The 15,161-nt window shown below is 66.9% G+C and carries 16 protein-coding genes; 11 read left to right on the forward strand and 5 right to left on the reverse strand.

What is annotated here, in order from left to right; genetic code table 11:
- The first annotated feature begins 34 nt into the window (after positions 1-34).
- The 7 genes from JTE92_RS19215 to JTE92_RS19245 all read left to right on the forward strand — a co-directional run bounded on the left by JTE92_RS19215 (position 35) and on the right by JTE92_RS19245 (position 6,376).
- Positions 35-817, forward strand: coding sequence for an SDR family oxidoreductase (locus JTE92_RS19215; RefSeq protein WP_063241869.1), 783 nt, complete (start codon positions 35-37; stop codon positions 815-817).
- A 117-nt stretch (positions 818-934) separates the two neighbouring features.
- Positions 935-1,372, forward strand: coding sequence for a PaaI family thioesterase (locus JTE92_RS19220; RefSeq protein WP_063241868.1), 438 nt, complete (start codon positions 935-937; stop codon positions 1,370-1,372).
- A gap of 98 nt (positions 1,373-1,470) precedes the next feature.
- Positions 1,471-2,481: an NADP-dependent oxidoreductase gene (locus JTE92_RS19225; RefSeq protein ID WP_063241867.1), complete on the forward strand. Its 1,011-nt coding sequence runs from the start codon at positions 1,471-1,473 to the stop codon at positions 2,479-2,481.
- A 105-nt stretch (positions 2,482-2,586) separates the two neighbouring features.
- Positions 2,587-3,441 (forward strand): class II aldolase/adducin family protein, encoded by an 855-nt coding sequence (locus JTE92_RS19230; RefSeq protein WP_063241866.1) that lies wholly within the window; start codon positions 2,587-2,589, stop codon positions 3,439-3,441.
- A 57-nt stretch (positions 3,442-3,498) separates the two neighbouring features.
- The gene (locus JTE92_RS19235; protein ID WP_063241865.1) at positions 3,499-4,434 is read left to right on the forward strand and encodes a glutathione S-transferase family protein; all 936 of its coding nucleotides are present in this window, start codon (positions 3,499-3,501) and stop codon (positions 4,432-4,434) included.
- A 68-nt stretch (positions 4,435-4,502) separates the two neighbouring features.
- The gene (locus tag JTE92_RS19240; RefSeq protein WP_063241864.1) at positions 4,503-5,405 is read left to right on the forward strand and encodes an SDR family oxidoreductase; all 903 of its coding nucleotides are present in this window, start codon (positions 4,503-4,505) and stop codon (positions 5,403-5,405) included.
- 32 nt (positions 5,406-5,437) lie between these two features.
- A complete protein-coding gene (locus tag JTE92_RS19245; RefSeq protein WP_063241863.1) occupies positions 5,438-6,376 on the forward strand; it encodes an alpha/beta fold hydrolase in 939 nt (312 codons plus the stop codon).
- Positions 6,377-6,482: 106 nt separating this feature from the next.
- Here the strand turns inward: JTE92_RS19245 and JTE92_RS19250 are convergent, their stop codons facing one another.
- Both JTE92_RS19250 and gbd read right to left on the reverse strand, forming a co-directional pair.
- Positions 6,483-7,004, reverse strand: coding sequence for an O-acetyl-ADP-ribose deacetylase (locus tag JTE92_RS19250; protein ID WP_063241862.1), 522 nt, complete (start codon positions 7,002-7,004; stop codon positions 6,483-6,485).
- A 62-nt stretch (positions 7,005-7,066) separates the two neighbouring features.
- Entirely contained in the window at positions 7,067-8,215 is a 1,149-nt protein-coding gene (gene gbd / locus JTE92_RS19255; RefSeq protein ID WP_063241861.1) for a 4-hydroxybutyrate dehydrogenase, read from the reverse strand.
- Positions 8,216-8,523: 308 nt separating this feature from the next.
- Between gbd and JTE92_RS19260 the strand changes: the two genes are divergently transcribed.
- The 4 genes from JTE92_RS19260 (at position 8,524) to JTE92_RS19275 (ending at position 11,764) form a co-directional block, all read left to right on the forward strand.
- Positions 8,524-9,531, forward strand: coding sequence for an alpha/beta hydrolase (locus JTE92_RS19260; RefSeq protein ID WP_063241860.1), 1,008 nt, complete (start codon positions 8,524-8,526; stop codon positions 9,529-9,531).
- 56 nt (positions 9,532-9,587) lie between these two features.
- The gene (locus JTE92_RS19265) at positions 9,588-10,571 is read left to right on the forward strand and encodes a tripartite tricarboxylate transporter substrate binding protein (RefSeq protein ID WP_063241859.1); all 984 of its coding nucleotides are present in this window, start codon (positions 9,588-9,590) and stop codon (positions 10,569-10,571) included.
- A gap of 111 nt (positions 10,572-10,682) precedes the next feature.
- Complete coding sequence (locus JTE92_RS19270) at positions 10,683-11,120, forward strand: YbgC/FadM family acyl-CoA thioesterase (protein ID WP_063241858.1); 438 nt, start codon at positions 10,683-10,685, stop codon at positions 11,118-11,120.
- A gap of 215 nt (positions 11,121-11,335) precedes the next feature.
- A complete protein-coding gene (locus JTE92_RS19275; RefSeq protein ID WP_147318560.1) occupies positions 11,336-11,764 on the forward strand; it encodes a DUF4952 domain-containing protein in 429 nt (142 codons plus the stop codon).
- Positions 11,765-11,879: 115 nt separating this feature from the next.
- Here the strand turns inward: JTE92_RS19275 and denD are convergent, their stop codons facing one another.
- From denD to JTE92_RS19290, 3 genes are all read right to left on the reverse strand, one after another.
- Entirely contained in the window at positions 11,880-12,854 is a 975-nt protein-coding gene (gene denD, locus JTE92_RS19280) for a D-erythronate dehydrogenase (RefSeq protein WP_063241856.1), read from the reverse strand.
- A gap of 27 nt (positions 12,855-12,881) precedes the next feature.
- Complete coding sequence (otnI, locus tag JTE92_RS19285; protein WP_063241855.1) at positions 12,882-13,664, reverse strand: 2-oxo-tetronate isomerase; 783 nt, start codon at positions 13,662-13,664, stop codon at positions 12,882-12,884.
- Between the two features lie 65 nt (positions 13,665-13,729).
- On the reverse strand, positions 13,730-15,094 hold the full coding sequence (locus tag JTE92_RS19290; protein ID WP_116386774.1) for an MFS transporter: 1,365 nt from the start codon (positions 15,092-15,094) through the stop codon (positions 13,730-13,732).
- Between the last annotated feature and the right edge of the window lie 67 nt (positions 15,095-15,161).

Below are 15,161 nucleotides of genomic sequence, written 5' to 3' on the forward strand. Positions count from 1 at the left end.
TACATCATTCAAAGACAACCAAGGAAGAGACAACATGCGCACCATCCAGCAACTGTTTGACCTGAAGGGCAAGACCGCGCTGATCACCGGCGGCTCGCGCGGCCTTGGCCTGCAGATCGCCGAGGCACTGGGCGAGCAGGGCGCGCGTATCGTGCTGTCGGCCCGCAAGGCCGACGAGCTGCGCGCGGCGCAGGAACACCTGAAGGGCCTCGGCATCGAGGCCGACTGGATCGCCGCCGATGGCTCGCAGGAGTCCGAGATTGCCCGCCTGGCCGACGAAGCCATCGCCAGGCTTGGCCACGTCGACATCCTGGTCAACAACGCCGGCGCCACCTGGGGCGCCCCGGCGGAAGACCATCCGGTGGAGGCCTGGGACAAGGTGATGAACCTGAATATCCGCGGCCTGTTCCTGCTGAGCCAGCGCATCGGCAAGCTGTCGATGATTCCGCGCCGCTACGGCCGCATCATCAACGTGGCGTCGATCGCTGGCCTGGCCGGCAACCCGCCGGGCTCGATGGACACCATCGCCTACAACACCTCCAAGGGCGCCGTGGTCAACTTCACCCGCACGCTCGCGGGCGAGTGGGGCGAGCACAATATCACCGTCAACGCGCTGGCGCCGGGCTTCTTCCCGTCGAAGATGACCAAGGGCTCGCTGGAGCGCATGGGTGTCGAAGCGATGTGCGCCGGCGTGCCGCTGCACCGCCTGGGTGACGATGAAGACCTCAAGGGCGCGGCGCTGCTGTTCGCCAGCGATGCCGGCAAGCACATTACCGGGCAGATCCTGGCGGTCGACGGTGGTGTCAGCGCAGTGTGAGCGCGATGTGAGCGCGGTCTGCGCGACAGCCGGCGATTGCGGCAATAATGCGGGATCGGCGCCGGCGGGCTAGCTGCCGCAGGCGCCTCTCCAGCCCCCACTTCGACTCGCATTGCCATGAACCAGTACACCGGCTCCCTGAGCCATATCCCGTTCCTTGCCGACCTCGGCGTGACCTGCACCGTCGCGGAGGGCGGCCGCAGCGAGCTCTCGCTGCCGATCGAAAAGCGCCACCAGAACAGCTGGGACATGGCCCACGGCGGCGTGATCATGACGCTGCTCGACGTGGCCATGGCGGTGGCCGGCCGCAGCAGCGATGCCGATGGCCGCGGCGTGGTCACCATCGAGATGAAGAGCAGCTTCATGGCGCCGGGCCGCGGCCACCTGACCGCGCGCGGCACCACCGTGCACCGCACCACCACCATGGTGTTCTGCGAGGCCGAGATCGTCGATGCCGACGGCAAGACCGTGGCGCGCGGCTCGGGCACGTTCAAGTACATCCGGCGCATGCCGCCGCAGCGCCCGGGCGAGACCGATACCGGCGCCGACGGCTGAGCGCCGGCGCCAGGACAGCGCGGGGCGGCTGGTGCCCCGCATAGCAGCTCCTTGCAGTTTCCACGCAGTTTCCATCTCCCATTGGAAGGAACCCGACCATGTCCAACACGTTCAAGCGCATCGTCCTGGCCTCGCGTCCCGAAGGCGCGGTGACGCCGGCCAATTTCCGGCTGGAAGACGTGCCCGTGCCGCAGATCGCCGACGGCCAGGTGCTGGTGCGCAACCACTACCTGTCGCTCGATCCGTACATGCGCGGCCGCATGAACGACAGCAAGTCGTATGCCGCACCGCAGCCGCTCAACGAGGTGATGATCGGCGGCACCGTCGGCGAAGTGGTGGAAAGCAAGAACAGCAAGTTCAAGCCGGGCGACAAGGTGGTCGGCATGTTCGGCTGGCAGGAGATGGGCGTCAGCGACGGCACCGGCCTGCAGCCGGTCGATACCACGCATATCCCGCTGTCGGCCTATCTCGGCTCGGTCGGCATGCCAGGCGTGACCGCGTGGTATGGGCTGAACAAGATCATCCAGCCCAAGGCGGGCCAGACCATCGCGGTCAGCGCCGCGTCGGGCGCGGTCGGCAGCGTGGTGGGCCAGCTGGCCAAGCTGGCGGGCTGCCGCGCGGTGGGCTTTGCCGGCGGCAAGGACAAGTGCGACTACGTGGTCAATGAGCTGGGCTTCGACGCCTGTATCGACTACAAGGCGGCAAAAGACCCGAAAGAGCTCTACACCATGCTCAAGGAAGCCACGCCCGACGGCATCGACGGCTATTTCGAGAACGTCGGCGGCGAGATCTTCGACGCAGTGCTGTCGCGCATGAACGCCTTCGGCCGCATCGCCCTGTGCGGCATGATCGCCGGCTATGACGGCAACCCGCTGCCGCTGAAGAACCCGCAGCTGATCCTGATCTCGCGCCTGACCATCGAGGGCTTTATCGTCTCCGAGCACATGGAAGTGTGGCCGCAGGCGCTGAAGGAGCTGGGCACCGCGGTCGCGCAGGGCAAGCTGAAGTTCCGCGAGAGCATTGCCGAAGGCCTGGCGAGCGCGCCGGAAGCCTTCATGGGCCTGCTCAAGGGCAAGAACTTCGGCAAGCAGCTGGTCAAGCTGGTCTGAGCCCAGCACCGGGCACGCCGCGACCCCACGGGCGTGCCGCGCAGCGATCGCAGGCAAGACAGTGCAGGCAAGACAGCGCAGGCAAGACAAGAGGAGGAGACACCCATGAATGCCCCGCAAGTTCCGCAAGTCCAGCAAGCCACCGATGACGATATCGGCGCCGGCCTGCCCGAAGAGGTCAGGGCCCGCTACCGCAACCTGCCGCGGCCGCCGCAGTTCGCCACCGTGGGCGAGGAGCGCCTGCACCGCAAGCAGCGCCTCGCCGCCGCCTTCCGGCTGTTCTCGAAATTCGGCTTCGACGAAGGCGTGGCCGGCCATATCACCGCGCGCGATCCCGAGTTCCCCGATACCTTCTGGGTCAATCCCTTCGGCGTGCATTTCAGCCAGGTCCGGGTCTCCAACCTGATTCGCTGCGACCACCACGGCGACGTGGTGGAGGGCGACTACCCGGTCAATGCCGCGGCCTTCGCGATCCATTCGCGCGTGCACCAGACCCGCCCCGACGCGGTCGCCGCCGCGCACTCGCACAGCACCTATGGCCGCGCCTGGTCGACGCTCGGCCGCCCGCTCGATGCGCTGACGCAGGACGTGTGCGCGTTCTACAACGACCATGCGGTCTATGACGATTTCGGCGGCGTGGTGGTGGAGCTGGATGAGGGCCAGCGCATCGCCAATGCGCTCGGGCAGAACAAGGCCGCGATCCTGCAGAACCACGGCCTGCTGACGGTCGGCAAGACCGTGGACGAAGCGGCGTGGTGGTTCATCACCATGGAACGCTCCTGCCAGGTGCAGCTGCTGGCTGAAGCCGCTGCCGCGCGCACGCAGGCGCCGCTGAAGGTGATTGCCGACGCTGCCGCGCGGCAGGCGTATTCGATCGTCGGCACCGCGCAGGCGGGCTGGTTCCAGTTCCAGCCGCTGTATGCGCGTATCGTCAAGGAACAGCCGGACCTGCTGGACTGAGCGGCCGCCGCATGGCGGCCATCCCTGCAGTCGATCCACAACCGTGAGGTGGCCCGCATGGCAGACATCATCCTTCACCAGTACGCAACCTCGCCGTTCTCGGAAAAAGTACGGCTGCTGCTGGGCGCCAAGGGGCTGGCGTGGCAGGCGGTGGAAATCCCCGCCATCCTGCCCAAGCCGGATTTGCTGGCGCTGACCGGCGGCTATCGTCGCACGCCGGTGATGCAGGTCGGCGCCGACATTTATTGCGACACGGCACTGATCTGCGAAGTCATCGACACGCTGGCGCCGTCACCGCCGCTGTATCCACCCGCGCAGGCCGCGGTGGCACGCGTGATGGCGGCCTGGTTCGACAGTGCGTTGTTTACCGCTGCGGCGACCTACGTGTTCCAGCCAGACGGCGTTGCCAGCATGCTGGGCCATCTGTCGCCGGCGCAGGTCCAGGCGTTTGTCGCCGACCGCAAGGCCATGCGCGGCGACACCAACGCGCTGCGCATGCCGCCGCCCGAGGCCACCGCGCAGCTGCACGAAACCTTCGGCAGGCTCGAAACGCAGTTTGCCGCGGGCGTGGAGCATGTCGCCGGGCCCTTGCTGTCCGTGGCGGACTTTTCGCTGTACCACAACCTCTGGTTTATCCGCCGCGCCGGCGCGCTGGCGCAGATGCTGGAGGCCTATCCCAGGCTGCAGGCCTGGTATGCGCGCATGAATACCTTCGGCCACGGGCGTCCGCGCGTGGTCGGCGGCGAGCAGGCCATTGGCGTGGCGCTCAGCGCGGACCCGGTTGCGCTCGATGAAGGCGTGCGCGAGGGCGAAGGCCTGCAGCCGGGCGACGCAGTCACCATCACGCCGACCGACTACGCACGTGATCCCGTGGCCGGCGTGTTGCTGGCACTGGGCCCGCACCGCGTCACGCTGCGCCGGCAGGACCCGCGCGCCGGCGCGCTCAACGTGCATTTCCCGCGGCAGGGCTACCAGGTGCGGCGCGCCGCCTGAACCGGTGCGCCGCCGCGCCGCTGCATGGGGTCATCCTCCTACTGATTTCACGCGACAGGACAGACGACATGAAGGATTTTTCCAACAAGGTAGCCGTCATCACCGGCGGTGCATCGGGGTTTGGCAAGGAATTCGCCCGCATCGGCGCCGATCTCGGCATGAAGCTGGTGCTGGCCGACGTGCAGGAGGACGCGCTGGACGCGACCGTGGCCGAATTCAAGGCGCGCAATGTACCGGTGATCGGGCTGCGCACCGACGTGTCGCGCGCCGAGCAGGTGCAGGCGCTGGCCGATGCGGCAATGGAGGCATTCGGGCAGGTCAACCTGCTCTTCAACAATGCCGGCGTGGGTGCCGGCGGACTGCTCTGGGAAAACTCGCTGCAGGACTGGGAATGGGTGCTCGGCGTCAATCTCTACGGCGTGATCCACGGCGTGCGCATCTTTACGCCGCTGATGCTGGCGGCCGCGGAGAAGGATCCTTCGTACCAGGGCCATATCGTCAACACCGCGTCGATGGCAGGGTTGCTCAACCCGCCCGCGATGGGCGTGTACAACGTGTCCAAGCACGCGGTGGTGTCGCTGTCGGAAACGCTGTACCAGGACCTGGGCCTGGTCACCGGGCAGGTGCGCTGCTCGGTACTGTGCCCGTACTTCGTGCCCACCGGCATCAGCCAGTCGCAGCGCAACCGGCCCGCGGAGCTGGCCAACCAAACGCCGCCGACGCGCTCGCAGCTGGTGTCGCAGGCGCTGTCGGACAAGGCCGTCGGCTCCGGCAAGGTGACTGCCGCCGAGGTCGCGCACAAAACCTTCGATGCCATCCGCGCCGATAGCTTCTATATTTATTCGCATCCGCAGGCGCTGGAACCTGTACGCCAGCGCTTCGAGGACATCGTCGGGCCGCGCAATCCCGGCGATCCCTTTGCCGACAAGCCCGAAGTCCGTGCGGGCCTCGTGGCCGCGCTGCGCGGCTGACACGCCAACGCCACCAACGAGGAGCCACGCACATGGAGACCACCATGGCCGCCCCCGCCGTGATCCGGCACCTGCAGTACGCCAGCCTGTCCAACGGCACCCGGCTGCACTACGCCAGCGCTGGCGAGCGCGGCAAGCCGCTGATGCTGTTCGTGCACGGATTCCCCGAGTTCTGGTACGAATGGGAAGCCCAGCTGGCCGAGTTCGGGCACACGCACTTCGCCGTCGCGCCGGACCTGCGCGGCTTCAACCTGTCGAGCAAGCCCGGCGACGTGGAGTCCTACCGGCCGCGCCATATCGTCGAAGACCTGGTGCAGTTCATCGGTGCGCTGGGCTATGACCAGGCCATCGTTGTCGCGCACGACTGGGGCGGCGCGATCTGCTGGAACCTGGCGATCCAGTTCCCGCAACTCGTGCGCCAGCTCGTCATCATCAACTCGCCGCACCCGTACCTGTTCGCGCGTGCGCTGGCCACCGATCCGGAGCAGCAGGCCGCTTCCGCCTACATGAACTGGCTGCGCAAGTCCGGTTCAGAGAAGGCATTGGCCGCCAACGACTTTGCGCTGCTGGACCGCATGCTGGCCGACGCCGACGGCAAGCCGGCCGCGTGGTACACGCCGCAGACGCGCGAGCGCTATCACGCCGCGTGGTCGCAGCCTGGCGAGGGGGGCGTGCATCCGCTGACCGGCGGCGTCAATTTCTACCGCGCCTCGCCGATGCGGCCGCCGGGCGACGGCGAAGCCGGGCCGGACCTGTCGCAGCTCGATCCGGCCAGGTTCGTGGTCCGCGTGCCGACGCTGGTGATCTGGGGCGAACGCGATCGCGCCTTGCCGAAATCCCTGCTCAATGGCCTGGAGGACTTTGTCACGGACCTGCGCCTGGAGCGCATTCCGGACGGCACCCACTGGGTCATCCACGAGCAGCCGGAGCATGTCAACCTGCTGATCCGCAGCGCATTGCCGGCGGGTTAGCCGCGCCCTGGCGGCATTCAGTTAACCGCTGTCGTTCCCGCCTGCGCGGGAACGACGGTGGAACTTGATCTCTGACTGAACGGCGGCAGGCCCCGGGCGGCCAGCGTCAGGCCAGGCGATCGCGGTACAGGCGATAGTTCTCATCATCGAAGCAGACAAAAGTCACCTGCTCGATCTCGGGCGCTGACGCCAGCGCTTCGCGCACCGCGGCGATGGCGATATCCGCCGCGCGCTCGCGCGGAAAGGCGTAGATGCCCGTGCTGATGTTGGGGAAGGCGAGCGTGCGCAGATGGTGCTGCGCGGCTACACGGATGCTGTTGCGGTAGGCGTTGGCGAGCTGTTCGTCCTCGCCCTGGCCGCCGCCATGCCAGACCGGGCCGACGGCGTGGATCACGTACGGCGCAGGCAGGCGCCCGCCCGTGGTGAGCACCGCCTCGCCGGTGGGGCAGCCGCCCTGCGCGTCGCGGATCGCGCGGCAGGCCTCCATGATGGCGGGGCCGCCGGCCCCGTGGATGGCGCCGTCGACGCCGCCGCCGCCCAGCAGCCCGCTGTTGGCCGCGTTGACGATGGCGTCGACTTCCATCCGGGTGATGTCGCCATGGACTACCTGCAGGTGCTCGCCGGTCATGTCGTCTCCTGGTTTGAGAGCGCGCCCGCCGCGGTGCCGGCGGGCCACCTTGCTGCTATGCACTACATGGATTGCTCAAGCATACGCCGATAATCCGCCGCGCTGGCCTCTTTCGGGTTGGTCTTGTGGCAATGGTCCGCCAGCGCGCCGGCGATCACCTTGTCGAACATGTCCTCGGTGACGCCCATCTGGCGCAGGCCGGTGGGCAGGCCCAGGCGTGCCGTCATGTCGTGCACGGCCTGCGCGATATCGGCGCCGTCGGGCAGATGCATGGCGCGGCGCAGGCGCGCGTAGCGGTCGTCGCGCACCACGGTGGGCGCGTCGGCGTTGAAGCGCAGCACCGCCGGCATCACCACCGCGTTGAGCGTGCCGTGATGCAGGCCGGTGCGGCCGTCGATCTTCAGCCCGCCCAGCGGGTGCGACAGCGAATGCACGCAGCCCAGCCCTTTCTGGAACGCCATCGCACCCTGCATCGATGCGCTCATCATGTTCAGCCGCGCGTCGCGGTCCTGGCTGTCGCGGGTGGCGCGCTCGATATGGGTCCAGCCGCGCTCCAGCCCGTCCAGCGCGATACCGTCGGCGGGCGGGTTGAAGGCGGGGGCGAGGTAGGTCTCGATGCAGTGCGCGATCGCGTCCATGCCGGTGGCCGCGGTCAAGCCGGCCGGCAGGCCCAGCGTCAGGTCCGGATCGCAGATGGCCGACCTGGGCAGCAGGTGCCACGAGTGGAAGCCCAGCTTGCGCCCGTCGTCCAGGATGATGATGGCGCCGCGCGCCACTTCGCTGCCGGTGCCCGAGGTGGTCGGCACGGCGATCAGCGGCGCGGCCTGGTCGGTGATCTTGCCGCTGCCGCCTTCGATGGTGGCATAGGTGGTCAGCTCGCCCGGGTGCGTGGCCAGGATGGCGATGCCCTTGGCCAGGTCGATCGACGATCCGCCGCCCACCGCCACCAGCCCGTCACAGTTGGCCTCGCGGTATTGCGCGGCGGCCTTGCGCACCATCGCCTCGGTCGGGTTCGACGGGGTCTCGTCGAACACCGCCACTGGCAAGCCCTGCATCGCGTCGATGGCGCGCTGTGCCACGCCGGCTGCGACCACGCCCTTGTCGGTGACCAGCAGCGGACGGCGGATGCCGATGCGCTCGCATTCCGACTTGAGCAGGCTGACCGCGCCGAAATCCAGGTGGATGTGGGTCAGATAGTAGATAAACGCCATATTTGCTTGTCTCCTGCAGGGATCTGCCGCGAACCGGGGTCAGGGTAAGGCACTGGCCAGGCGCGCCGCCTTCGGTTTCAATGGGTTGTCGGGGCCCGCGCCGCGCGTCAGCCGATCATCGCGCAAAAACTGGCCGCGTGGCAGGCTGACGTGAGGCTGTCGGGGTTATCTCGTACTGCCTCGTCTCAGAAACATCTGGCATCATACTGAAAACGAACGATCGTTCACTATTCGAACTTCCACCGATGCGGGCGGCGTCCACCACACGCTGGCCGCTGCAGCCGAAGCTCAGATTTAACTGATTTTTCATGTCCGCCGTACCATCCTCCGTCAACCAGGCTCCCGGCCTGCCGTCGGCTCCGCTCGACCCGCAGGTGTCGCAGCTGCTGGAACTGATCGCCCGTGCCAAGCGGCCGCCGATCCACGCACTGGACCCCGAGGACGCCAGGATCGCCTACGAGAAGAGCGCGCCGATCCTCGACATCAGCCCGCCCGCCGTGCACGCGACCGAAGACCTGCACGTGCCCGCGCGTGACGGCCATGCCATCCCGGCGCGGCTGTACACGCCGCGCGAGGCCAGCTGGGCCGAGCCGCTGCCGCTGCTGGCGTACTTCCACGGTGGCGGCTTCACGGTTGGCAGCGTCAATTCGCACGATGCGCTGTGCCGGCTGCTGTGCGGCCAGGCCGATTGCATGGTGCTGTCGGTGGATTACCGCCTTGGGCCGCAATGGCGCTTTCCGACCGCGGTCAACGACGCCTTCGACGCGCTGCACTGGGTCTTTGCCGAAGCCGGAAGGCTGGGTGCCGACCCCGCCCGCATCGCGCTGGGCGGCGATAGCGCCGGCGGCACGCTGGCCGCTGCCAGCGCTGTGGAGGCGCGCAACGCCGGGCTCGCGCCGGTGCTGCAGATGCTGCTGTATCCCGGCACCTGCGCGCGCCAGGACACGCCATCGCACCGCGCGCTGGCCGAGGGCTACCTGCTGACCGCCGAGATGATCCGCTGGTTCTTTGCGCAGTACCTGGACCAGGAAGCCAGCCGCGACGACTGGCGCTTCGCCCCGCTCGACGGCGGCGGCAGCGGCGCCGACGTGCGCAATGTGTGCCCGGCCTGGGTCGCCGTGGCGGGCTATGACCCGCTGCATGACGAAGGCGTCGCCTACGCCGCCAAGCTGCGCGCCGCCGGCGTGCCGGCCACGCTGGCGAACTACCCCGGCATGATCCATGATTTCTTCAAGCTGGGCCGGTTCGTGCCGGCGGTGGCGCAGGCGCATGCCGAGGCCGCCGCCGCGCTGCGTGCCGCGTTCGGCCAATCCTGACAACACGCAGCACCGATTTTTCAGCAGTGACTTGCAGCACAAGGAGACCTAGTCAAATGCAACGCCGCCAATTTATCGCCCGCGCGGGCCTCGCCGCCGCCACCGCCGCCATCGGCCTGGCCGCCATGCCTGCCCAGGCCCAGGCAGACAAGTTTCCGCAGCGTCCGATCCGTCTGGTGATCGGCTATACCGCCGGCGGCTCCACCGACATCCCATTCCGGGTCCTGGCCGAGAACGCGTCCAAGATCCTGGGCCAGCCGGTGATCGTCGAGAACAAGCCCGGCGCGGGCGGCGTGCTGCCCGCGCAGATGATGCAGGCCACCGCGCCCGACGGCTACACGCTGGCGCAGGTCGCCATGCCCGTCTATCGCCTGCCGTACACCACCAAGATCAACTGGGACCCGGTCAAGGACCTGAGCTACATCATCAACCTGGCCGGCTATTCGTTCGGCCTGGTGGTGCCGGCGGATTCGCCGATCAAGACCATGCAGGATTACGTCGCCTACGCCAAGGCCAATCCGGGCAAGCTGACCTACGGCTCGCCGGGCAGCATGACCACGCTGCACCTGACCATGGAAGAGCTGGCGCTGAAGCAGGGCGTGCAGTTCTCGCACATCCCGTACAAGGGCAATGCGGAATCGATGCAGGCGCTGCTGGGCGGGCACGTGATGTCGGTGGCCGATACGCCGGCCTGGGCGCCGTACGTGGAGCAGGGCAAGCTGCGCCTGCTGTCGACATGGGGCGAGAAGCGCTCGGCGCGCTTCCCCAACGTGCCGACGCTGAAGGAACTGGGCATGGGCATCGTGCAGACCTCGCCGTTCGGCCTGGTCGCGCCCAAGGGCACCGACCCGAAGATCGTGCAGAAGCTGCATGACGCCTTCAAGAAGGCGATGGAAATGCCCAACTACCGCGAATCGCTGGCCAAGTTCGACATGGAGCCGTTCTACATGAACAGCCAGCAGTACGCGCAGTTCGCCGCCGAAACCGTCAAGAAGGAAAAGGCGATCATCGAGAAGCTGGGGCTGGCCAAGCCGCAGTAAGCCAGCGCCGATTGCGTTCAACCAGGCCGCCGCGCCTGCCGGCCCTGTGCCGGCGGGGCGGCGGCCTGATGCTTTGCATCGCCCCGACAAACAACCAGGGAGACCATGTCAATGGCCAAAGAAGAGTTCCGCCATACCATCCCGCTGCGCGTGCGCTGGTCCGAAGTCGATCCGCAGTCGATCGTCTTCAATGCGCACTACCTGACTTACTGCGATATCTGCGTGACCGAGTACTGGCGTGCGCTGGGAATCCGCTATCCGGAGGATGTACTGCACGCGCACGGCGTCGATATCTTCGTGGTCAAGTCCACGCTCGAGTATCACGCCTCGGCGCGCTTTGACGACGAGCTGGAACTGCGCGGGCGCATGGCGCGGCTGGGGCGGTCCAGCATGCTGTTCCGGGTCGAGATGTACCGGGGCGACGAACACCTGATCACCGGTGAAATCGTCTATGTGTGCGCGGATCCGGCGACGCAGAAGTCGGCGGCGATCCCGGGGGTGGTGCGGGAGATTATCGAGGGGTATGAGGTGGTGAAGCCGGCGGGGTGACTCGGCCCACGCCTTGGTTTCAATTCTCTGTAAACGTCACTGCAAATAGGACGTTTCCGATTGCTTCTCGTCGTCGATTTCGGCTCACTGATACCTCGGTAAGTCCGATTTCGCACGAGGAGCAATGATGCCAGACACTCGCTATATGATTTTCTTGTTTCCCACCGTTTGCCGGATAGCAAAGGAAGGTATGTCGCACTGCTCGAGGTAACGATGTGAGATGGTTTTTTCTGCTGTGCCTGATTGCCGCCCTTGGAAATGCAAAGGCGTCAGAAGATGCAGCGCCGCCTCTTGGCTGCGGCGACTTCATGCGCCAACTCGGCTTGCAACGCCCAGACGTAAAATTCGTCAGTTGTGAGCAGGTCAAGAGTAGCGATCTGGGTATGGATAGACTGGAGGCAGTGTACCGCGTCGAAGGAAAGGATATTGCGAAGGTGGAGAATTGGCTGATCCATTTCGCTCACGTGACGCCCCTGAAATTCGCATGCTGTGGCTGGGAATCAAGCGAGGGAGATTTCAAGGGCCGCGATGGTGTCATGTATACGATTGGCATGGGCGGAGAAGCGTCCGTGAGCACGCGTAAAGCCTTCGCCAAGATTCCATTCCTGAAATTGCGCATAAAGCGCTATTTCGAGAGGCCATGAGGAGACTCGCGACCTGCGACCCTCCCGCCCTTTACCTAACCCTCTCCCGCAAGGGGAGAGGGAACAGGCTCTCAGTAGCTGAGGAGGCCGTCGTCATAGCGAAGGCGGCAAATTCTTACTTGCCCACCCCCGCATCCTCCATATAAGCCCGGATCACCGCATCAAAGCTGGCATCGCTCTCGAACCCCAGCGACAGCGCCCGTTCCGCATTCCATGCAGCTGGCCAGGTGCCGACGATCTTCTCGACGCGCTCTTCGCGTTCCCACGTGACAAGATCCGCCACCGCATGGCCCGCCACGCGGCGCAGCGCATCGACCATGCCCGCGGCCGTCACCGACAGCCCCGGCAGGTTGATCACGCGGCGGTTGCCCAGCCGTTCGCCGGCCAGTTCGATGCCATTGACCAGCGCGGCCACCGCCGCGCGCGGCGACAGCAGCCACAGTTTGGTCTGCGGCGCCACCGGGCAGTTGGCCGCCACGCCCGACAACGGCTCGCGGATGATGCCGCTGGCGAACGACGAGGCCGCCGCGTTGGGCTTGCCCGGGCGCACGCTGATGGTCGGCAGGCGCAGCACGCGGCCGTCGACGAAGCCGCGGCGGCTGTAGTCCGACAGCAGCAGCTCGCCGATGGCCTTCTGCACGCCGTACGACGATTGCGGGTTCAGCGCGGTGTCGTCCTGCACCACCGGCGGCAGCTCGCCGCCATAGACCGCGACCGAGCTGGTGAACAGCACGCGCGGCTTGTGGCCCAGTTCGCGGCAGGTTTCGAGCAGCGCGCGCGAGGCGTCGAGGTTGACGCGCATGCCCAGCTCGAAATCCGCCTCGGCCTGGCCGCTGACCACGGCGGCGAGGTGGAACACCGCGCCGGTGTCATGGTCGATGGCCTGGCGCAGCACCGCCGGGTCGGACAGGTCGCCGGTCACCACGCGCACGCGCGCATCGTCAAGTCCTTGCGGCGCGACCACGTCGAGCAGCGTCAGGCGGTCGAAGGCAACGGCCTTGCCGTCCAGGTTCAGGGTGCCGCGTTGCAGCAGCAGGCGGGCGAGTTGCAGGCCGAGGAAGCCGGCGCCGCCGGTAATCAGTACGTTCATGGCAAGAGATCAGTGGTTGTTCTGTAATCAGCGGCCGAGGTAAGGCTTGAGCCAGCCCAGTCCTGCGGACGTGCCGGCGCGCGGACGGTATTCGCAGCCGATCCAGCCCTGGTAGCCGAGCGTGTCGATCAGGTCGAACAGGTACGGGTAGTTCAGCTCGCCCAGGTCCGGCTCATGGCGCTCGGGCACGCCGGCGATCTGGATATGGCCGATGCCGGGCATGTCGCGCTTGAGCTTCATCGCGATATCGCCCTCGACGATCTGGCAGTGGTAGCAGTCGAACTGCACCTTCAGGTTGGCCACGCCGACTTCCTTGCAGATCGCCTGCGCGTCGTCCTGGCGGTTCAGGAAATAGCCCGGCATGTCGCGCGTGTTGATCGGCTCCAGCACGATGGTCACGCCTTGCGCGGCGGCCGCCTGCGCGGCAAAAGCGACGTTTTCCAGGTAGGTGGCACGGTAGCGCGCGCGGTCGGCGTCGGCAGGCACCAGGCCTGCCATCACGTGCACGCGGTCATTGCCGATCACGCCGGCGTATTCCAGCGCGCGGCCGACGGCGTCGCGGAATTCCGCCTCGCGCCCCGGCAGCGATGCCAGGCCGCGCTCGCCGGCTGCCCAGTCGCCCGGCGGGGCGTTGAACAGCGCCTGGGTGAGACCGTTCGCGTCGAGGCGGGCGCGCAGCTCGGCGGCGGGGTGCTCGTACGGGAACAGGTACTCCACCGCCTGGAAGCCGTCCGCCGCGGCAGCGGCGAAGCGGTCCAGGAAAGCGTGCTCGTTGTACATCATCGAGAGATTTGCGGCGAAGCGCGGCATGGGGACTCCAGAGCGTAGGACGAAGCCGGCCCGGTCGCGGTCAGCGCGACGGGACCGGCCGGATTTCAGCGGTTGACCAGTTTAGCCGGCGTCAGCCACACCAGCACGGCGCCGAGCACCAGGATCGCGGACAGCACGTACATCGGCAGCTGCGTGCTCTGCGTCAGGTCCTTGAGCGCGCCGACCATGTACGGCGACACGAAGCCGGCCAGGTTGCCGACCGAGTTCACCACGGCGATGCCGGACGCGGCGGCAATGCCCGACAGGAACGCGGTGGGCAGCGACCAGAACAGCGGCGCGCAGGTCAGCACCCCGGCGGCGGCGAGCGACAGCGCAGCGATGGACACGGTCGTATTGTTGGTGAACGAGGCGGCAATGGCAAAGCCCACCGCACCCATCAGCGCCGGCACGATCAGGTGCCAGCGGCGTTCCTGGCGCGCATCGGCGCTGTGGCCGAGGATGTTCATGACGACGATGGCGCAGAGGAACGGGATCGCCGACAGCAGGCCGATCTTCAGGTTGCCGGTGACGCCGCTGGCCTTGACCAGCGTGGGCATCCAGAACGTCAGCGCGTACTGGCCGGTGACGAAGCAGAAGTAGATCAGGCACATCCACCACACGCGGCGGTCGCTGAACACGGCGCCCAGCGAATGGCCGTGCGCCTGGCCGGCGGCGGCGCCGGCCTTCTGCTGGTCTTCCTCGATATTGCGCTTGAGCACGCGCTTTTCATCGGCGCTGAGCCACGGTGCCTTGTCGATGCTGTCGCGCAGCACAAAGATCGTCACCACGCCGATGACCAGCGCGGGCAGGGCTTCCAGCAGGAACATCCACTGCCAGCCGCTCATGCCATGCGTGCCGTTGAAGGCGTCCATGATCCAGCCCGACAGCGGGTTGCCGAACATGCCGGCGACCGGGATGCCCGACATGAACAGCGCGATCATCTTGGCGCGGCGGTTGGCCGGGTACCAGTAGGTCAGGTACAGGATCACGCCGGGGTAGAAGCCCGCCTCGGCCAGGCCGAGCAGGAAGCGCATCACGTAGAACTGCGTCGGCGTCTGCACGAACAGGAACAGCGCCGAGATGATGCCCCACGTGATCATGATGCGCGCGATCCAGATGCGCGCGCCGATCTTGTGCATCAGCAGGTTGCTGGGCACCTCGAACAGGAAGTAGCCGATGAAGAACAGGCCGGCGCCCAGGCCGAACACGGTCTCGGAAAAGGCCAGGTCCTGGCCCATCTGCAGCTTGGCGAAGCCGACGTTGACGCGATCGAGGTAGGCGATCACGTAGCACAGCATCAGGAACGGCATGATGCGCCAGAACACCTTGTTGTAGGCGCGCTTCTCGATCTGGGTGTCGGTGTCGAGCCGGGCGTTGCCGCCCAGGCTGTCGAAGGCGGGCACGCTGGCCGCCGGTTGATTGGATGGCATCGGTGGTCTCCGGGTAGAGTGAGTCTGGTCTAGTAATGTGTGCCGGCCAGGCAAATCGCAGGCATGC

The organism is Cupriavidus oxalaticus (genome assembly GCF_016894385.1).
In the GTDB taxonomy this organism is placed as follows: Bacteria; Pseudomonadota; Gammaproteobacteria; order Burkholderiales; family Burkholderiaceae; genus Cupriavidus; species Cupriavidus oxalaticus.